The 6,034-nt window shown below is 65.1% G+C and carries 7 protein-coding genes; 3 read left to right on the forward strand and 4 right to left on the reverse strand.

All coding sequences use genetic code 11. The annotated features are described in order from the left end of the window. Positions 1-1,309 precede the first annotated feature (1,309 nt). Positions 1,310-1,630 (reverse strand): hypothetical protein, encoded by a 321-nt coding sequence (locus AC07Z7_RS24655; RefSeq protein ID WP_494767986.1) that lies wholly within the window; start codon positions 1,628-1,630, stop codon positions 1,310-1,312. 144 nt (positions 1,631-1,774) lie between these two features. Further along, complete coding sequence (locus AC07Z7_RS24660) at positions 1,775-2,086, reverse strand: hypothetical protein (protein WP_494767987.1); 312 nt, start codon at positions 2,084-2,086, stop codon at positions 1,775-1,777. A gap of 211 nt (positions 2,087-2,297) precedes the next feature. Here AC07Z7_RS24660 and AC07Z7_RS24665 point away from each other — a divergent pair, with 211 nt between their 5' ends. Both AC07Z7_RS24665 and AC07Z7_RS24670 read left to right on the forward strand, forming a co-directional pair. After that, the gene (locus tag AC07Z7_RS24665) at positions 2,298-2,627 is read left to right on the forward strand and encodes an EthD family reductase (protein WP_094291143.1); all 330 of its coding nucleotides are present in this window, start codon (positions 2,298-2,300) and stop codon (positions 2,625-2,627) included. Between the two features lie 99 nt (positions 2,628-2,726). Next, on the forward strand, positions 2,727-3,104 hold the full coding sequence (locus AC07Z7_RS24670; RefSeq protein ID WP_494767988.1) for a Fur family transcriptional regulator: 378 nt from the start codon (positions 2,727-2,729) through the stop codon (positions 3,102-3,104). 38 nt (positions 3,105-3,142) lie between these two features. Here AC07Z7_RS24670 and AC07Z7_RS24675 read toward each other — a convergent pair whose 3' ends face one another. Beyond that, positions 3,143-3,391, reverse strand: coding sequence for a hypothetical protein (locus tag AC07Z7_RS24675; RefSeq protein ID WP_494767989.1), 249 nt, complete (start codon positions 3,389-3,391; stop codon positions 3,143-3,145). Between the two features lie 299 nt (positions 3,392-3,690). Here AC07Z7_RS24675 and AC07Z7_RS24680 point away from each other — a divergent pair, with 299 nt between their 5' ends. After that, complete coding sequence (locus AC07Z7_RS24680) at positions 3,691-4,956, forward strand: hypothetical protein (protein ID WP_494767990.1); 1,266 nt, start codon at positions 3,691-3,693, stop codon at positions 4,954-4,956. A gap of 13 nt (positions 4,957-4,969) precedes the next feature. Here AC07Z7_RS24680 and AC07Z7_RS24685 read toward each other — a convergent pair. After that, positions 4,970-6,034, reverse strand: a 1,065-nt coding sequence (locus tag AC07Z7_RS24685) for a tetratricopeptide repeat protein (protein ID WP_494767991.1), incomplete at its 5' end; no start/stop codon positions are given.

Consider the following 6,034-nt stretch of genomic DNA (forward strand, 5'->3'; position numbering starts at 1 on the left):
GCCATGGACCGGCTCATCGTGCTGGACGCTGGCCGCATCGTCGAAGAAGGCACCCACGCGCAGCTGCTGGCCCAGGGCGGGGTGTATGCACGGCTGTGGGGGCACCAGAGCGGCGGGTTCCTGGGGGAGTCGGACGAAGACTAAAGGTCTGTTTGCGATCTCGCAGGGGGTCGCTTTGGAGCGCCATCGTGATGGACGTGGACGCTTCGGATGTGCAATGCAAGCTCGTGCCAATGCAAGCAGCCGGAGCGCCAAAGCTTCGAGTTCATTGGCCCGATTTCGCTCCAACCCTGCGGGCGGTGGTCTCTGCGAGTGGTCTGCGGCGTTGCGGCGCTTGTGGATCGCCGGGCTATCCACTGCGCACCGCGCCTTGCACCCCATCCCGCAAAGACCGCTGCGCGACCCCGGGGAGATCGTAAACAGGCTCCAAGCCACCTGGGTACATATTCCGGATGCTCCTGAACACTGAGTTCATTGCGACCTGACCACTCCGCCGGCACCGATAGCAGGCCGACGCCCCCTTTTCAGGTGCTCTTCTACGGCAGAATTCGGCCAGTAGCAGTCGGTGGTGGGTTAAAGAAGCAGACATTCAACGTTTGACATGAGGGGTGGCTTGCGACTTGCCGCAAGACATCCCCTCGATGGAAGGGTTAGACCGCATCAGTGCTGACTCCTTAACGCAAGGTAGTAGCCTGGTACTGCTAGACCCAAGGCGAGAGCGAACACCTTGGCCCCGCGGCGACAGAGGTTTTTGCCCTGCTCGTCATAGCGATCGGACTCAAGGAACCACCAGAGGGTCCATCCCACGACGCGATCCTGTTCCGTTGCACTGGGCAGGTGCTTGATCGCTGCGAGCCCCAGCGCACAGTAGTACAGCCCCGCGCCAATAGAGGCAACCACTAACGCCCACCCAATTAGCACTGTCGTTGCCATGCGGTCTAACATAATGTAAACCGCACCAAGCCGCAGGCCATATCTGGCGCTTGCGGTCTAAACTGGCACGCAGAAAACCCCGCAAGGGGCTTGTAACCTAGCTTTGTGGCACGTGAGCTGCATGAAAAAGCACTACTAAATTCAGCCATGAAACCCGCCGCCCCTCCTGTGTTGCGCGCCACACGGTTGCTGGATTTGGTCCGTGAGCGAATTCGTTCCAAACACTATAGCTTTGCGCATGGGGCTGGGCCACGCCATGGAGTCGTTCATCGTCGAACGACGGCTTTGTGGCTGTGCACTGCCCAACTGCTCTGGGCCCAAAGCGGTCATCAAGCAATCTTGCGAATTGGCGATAGCAAACTTGTTTGAGGTGCAGCTAAGGGACCATGCCCCATGCTGCCCGAGCTTCCAGCAGTGGAGCCAAAACAGCGAGCACGTTGGCAGCGCTTTGTCGAGGAAGCTCCCACGAAGGGTGCTGCATGTCCTTGAGTGACGCAGCTGCATTTGGTCCACCGCTTCGAGCTTCCAAAGGCACCGATCGGACACTTTGCCGTAGCACTTCGATAGCGGTTTTTTGCTCCGCTGAAAGAGGCATGGAAGGATCTGTCAGCAGAGATGTTGGCTGGAGCAGGAAGTAGAACAGCTCGCCTGCGACAAGATAGTTGCCCTGATCGGCGCAGCACTCTTCCGGCGTCATAGCGAGAGATCGCACGTGGCCGATGTACCACGACACTTCCGAATCGAATCTCTGAATCACATCCTGTGATGGCGGGGGCAATGACGAGTGGTCCATTCGATCTTGATTGTCCGGTTGTGACCGCATCCTGCCACGCGCTGCTCCTTATCTAAGGCGGTAGCCACCTGGGTTTTCTGCCTCTTCGTCCCGCCGAGTTGCGTAGAACACCTTTTTCTCTTCGAGTTCGTAGAACAGTTGTCCATGGATTCCCATCGCCTGAGCTTTGACCACGCGACGAGCCCAAAGCGCTTCAAGCGCACGGTTGAGAGTTGCGTCGTCGCTGACGCGCTCATAGACCTCATCAATGAATGCGATGTCTTGCCCGTCTAGGAAGATGAGCGCGAACTCTTCATCGGTGGCGGCAAAGATGTCGTACACGCAGTTCACTGCGCCGTCGATAACCTGAATGTTCTTCATGGACGCGGGGAGCAATCGAGATTGGAGGTCTGCTGTTGGCCGCTTGCGGCCGCTGACGGAGGATACCTGCTGTAGGCGTTCATGACGCCGGACTGACCGGTCGTCATCACCGGACTACGCACCTGGGTGACAGCCTGTCGCCCAGGCGGCTGTGCAGCAGGTGCGGTGTCTTTACGGTGGAGGTTTTCAACGACCGGATGGAAACCCACCCATGATCAAAGTCACCGCCGTTTACCGCTGGCGCGAAGGCGCCACCTTCAACCACGACTACTACCACAGCGAACACATGCGCATCGCCCGTGCGGCGCTGCAGCCGCTGGGCCTGGTGCGGCTGGAGAGCGACCGCGTGCTCTACCCCGGCGAGCCCCGCCCGGGCCAGGTGGTGGCGCTTACCAATGCCTTCTTCAGCGACTTGAAACAGGCCCAGACAGCAGCCAAGCAGACGATGGCCGAACTGGCGGCTGACATCCCCAACTACACCAACATCCAACCGGAGTCTTACTTCGCGCAAATGCTGCCGCACGAAGTGCCGGGCGCTTAACGCCGCCCTTTTAGTGCAAATGCGGAACCGGGTGGCCGCAGCCGCCCGGATTTAGTTGATAATTCATTCTCATTAAACACCGCCCCACAGCAAACCTCCATGGAACGATTCACCCGGCAACGCACAGCGATCTATGCCGTGGTCGCTAGCGCGCAGCGCCCGCTATCGCCGCAGGAGATCCTGGAGACCGCCCAGGTGTCGGTGGAGGGGCTGGGCTTGGCCACGGTCTACCGCAACCTCAAGGCGCTGCGGGAGGATGGTGCCATCGAAGCAGTGCAACTGCCCGGCGAAAGCCCACGCTACGAGCCCGCAGGCCAGTCGCACCACCACCACTTCCAGTGCACGCAGTGCGCGCGTGTTTTTGATGTGCATGCCTGCCCGGGCGACTTGAAGGGGCTGGCGCCACAGGGATTCCAGGTGCAGCGCCATGAATTGACGCTCTACGGCCTGTGTGCGGATTGCGCGCAGGCAGCATGAGCGCGAGGGCCGTCGCATTGCCCCGCCCCCAGGCGGGGCTACCCCAGTGGCTGGCCACCGCGCTGCTGTGCGCGTGGTGCGCCTTGTGTATCTTGTTTACCCAGACACTTGGGCTGGTGCACGGCATCGCCCATGGCCCGGTCCACGGGGATGTTGGCACGCAGGCCACACAGTCTGTTGGGGCCCACGCTGAAGCGCCCCACCACGCCCACCACGCCCACCCTGGGCATGCCGCTGGCAATGCGCAGGTCGCGCCGGGAGCGTTGGAAACCCTCTTCTCCCAGCACGAAGACGCCGAAGACTGCCGCTTGTTCGACGCCCTGGGCCAGCAGCCGAGCGCCGCAATGGCCGGGCCTGTGCACCCGCCTGCAGTGCCCCCGTGCATGCAACGGCTGCGGCGCCTGGAAGGCGCTTTTGTGGCGCGCTGGGCCACGCTGTTTGACGCGCGCGGGCCGCCCTTGTCTCACTGATCCCCTCGGCAACCCACCTGCGACCGGCGGGCATGCGCAAGCACGCGTGTCCCCCTGCGCCAATGCGCCCACACACCCTTATCGGGCCGCATCGACCTATTCAGTGAGAAATAACCATGAAACATTCATCCCTTCAGGGCGGCCTGGCGCTGCCCCTCGTTTTGGCATTGGCCGCTTGCGGCGGCGGCAGTGATGGCAGCAGCGAAGCGCCCCACCAGGACACCCGCATCGACACCGCAGGCCGCCTCGCCGTGGCCGAAGACGCGGCCACCGCGCTGCGCATCTATGACCTGGACAGCAGCGCCGTAATGGCGAACATCCCCCTGGCCAACCCGCCGTCTGCCGTGTATGCCAGCCCCGGTCGGCGCTATGCGCTGGCCTTCCAGCGGCCGCAGGACACGGTGCAGATCGCCGATGCGGGCATCTGGCAGGAAGACCATGGCGACCACCTGCATGACTACAAGGCCGCACCCAAGCTGCTGGGCTTCCGCATCACCGGCCCGCAGCCCACCCACTACGACGACCGCGCGGGCCAGGCCAGCATCTTCATGGACGGCCGTGCGCCGTCGGCCGTGGCCTCGGCCACCGTCTTCCAGGATGCCGATCTGGGCGCGGGCCGCGTGGGCGCGGGCATCAGCTTTGCGCAGCCCATGCATGGTTTTGCTGAACCCAACGGCAACTTCCTGGTGGCCACCTACCGGGCGCCCGATGCCACTGGCCCCACCCAGGCGGAGATCTACAGCCGCCAGGGCGCGCAGTACACGCTGGTGCGGCGCCTGGATGCGCAGTGCCCCAGCATGCACGGCAGCTTTACCAGCGGCGGCACCACCGTGAGCGGCTGCGCCGACGGCGTGCTGGCCGTGTCACCCCAGGCCATGGGCGCAGCAGCCGCCACCAAGATCGCCACCCCCACGGGCGTGGGCACCATTGCGGGCCACCCCAAGCTGGGGGCGCGATTCATCGGCATTGGCAACGCGGGCACGCCCTCCACCACCCGCTTCTACGACATCGACACGGCGGCAGCCAAGGCCACCCCGGTGGCCATCACCGGCTGGGCCGACGGCCGACTGCGCCGCGCGCACGGGTTTGACCGCGCGGGGCGCACCTTCTTTGTGCTGGACGACACCGGCGCCCTGCATGCGCTGGAGCGGGGGGGCGCAGGCTGGGTGGTGAAGAAGACCATTACCGGCGCTATCCCGGCCATGCCCACGGCGGCGCCGTTCCCGGCCTTTGCGGCCAACGAGGCGCGCGACGAGGTCTACCTCTCCGACCCCGGCGCGCGCCAGCTGGTGGCCATCAACACCACCACCCTTGAAGTGGCGCGCCGCACTGCGCTGGACTTCCGACCCACCTACCTCGTCTGGCTGGGGATCGCGAGATAAGTGAGCACGGCGCCTAGCGTGCGCGAAAGGCCTTGAACAGCAACCCCAGACACACCGCCATGCCCAGCAACGGGATGGCGGCCAGCAGTGCCACCACCGCGCGCGCCAGGGGCGACCAGTCAAAGTCGCGCGCCGTGCGCCAGGCGCCGAAAGCCGCCACCAGGCCCAAGGCGAACATGCCCATGCGGAAACTCGCGCCGGGCTTGAAGAAGGCGAGCAGCAGCACGCTGGCCACGCCCACCCCCAGGGCCACATGGCCCAGGTGCAGTGAGAAGCCCGAGCCCTGAGTGTCTGCGTCGGTGTCCTCATCCTCGTCGTCGTTGCGTGTGCTGCGCGCACGGCTGGGCGCAGGCCGGGGAGCCTGCGGCGCCGCACCACCGGTCCGGCCCCAGTCCGATGCAGACAACCCGGCAGCGGCTGTCGAAGCAACAACTGCCGCCGCGGGCGCCGCGCCCCCTGGCGCCGCCACGGCGGCCGCCAGCCCGCGCTGCTGCAGCACGGCACACAGACGGCCGGGCTCGCGCAGGGCCACCACCAGCGCCCGCACGGGCCCCTGCTCCTGCGGCTTGATGCCCAGGTCGGCCACCTGCATGGTGGTGCCTCGCGTGTTGGCCAGCATGAACAGCGCCTTGGCCACCTGCACGTCCTTGGGGCCACCCTTGCCGCTTTCAATGAAGGTGCCCAGGTTGTAGGTGGCGTCGGCATGGCCTGCCTCGGCCGCCTGGGCGTACCAGGCGCGCGCCTGGGCCAAATTGACAGGCCCGCCATAGCGGCCATGCTCGTCGCTGGTACCCAGGTGGAAGGCGGCGTGCGGGTCGCCCTCGCGTGCGTACCAGCCGGGCAGGTCGCGCAGGGGGTTGCCGGTCCACACCACCGGCGCTGCCGCAGACCCGTGCGAGGCCGAAGCCATGGGCGCCAGGCTCAGGCCGCCGGGCGATTCCGCCTCTTCCTGGGCCTGCTGCTTTTTCTGCGCCCGCAGGCGTTGCTCTTGCGCGGCGGCGTTCCACTTCGCGGCCTCCTGCATGTCCACCGGCCCGCCCCAACCGCGCTCATGCATCAGGGCGAAAAGGCGTTTGGC

Source organism: Acidovorax sp. GW101-11A03, assembly GCF_059424825.1.

Bases quoted from the DNA above. Each gene is read 5' to 3' on its own strand.
- AC07Z7_RS24655 (WP_494767986.1), bottom strand. From the start codon at position 1,630: ATGACGCCGGAAGAGTGCTGCGCCGATCAGGGCAACTATCTTGTCGCA.
- AC07Z7_RS24660 (WP_494767987.1), bottom strand. From the start codon at position 2,086: ATGAAGAACATTCAGGTTATCGACGGCGCAGTGAACTGCGTGTACGAC.
- AC07Z7_RS24665 (WP_094291143.1), top strand. From the start codon at position 2,298: ATGATCAAAGTCACCGCCGTTTACCGCTGGCGCGAAGGCGCCACCTTC.
- AC07Z7_RS24670 (WP_494767988.1), top strand. From the start codon at position 2,727: ATGGAACGATTCACCCGGCAACGCACAGCGATCTATGCCGTGGTCGCT.
- AC07Z7_RS24680 (WP_494767990.1), top strand. From the start codon at position 3,691: ATGAAACATTCATCCCTTCAGGGCGGCCTGGCGCTGCCCCTCGTTTTG.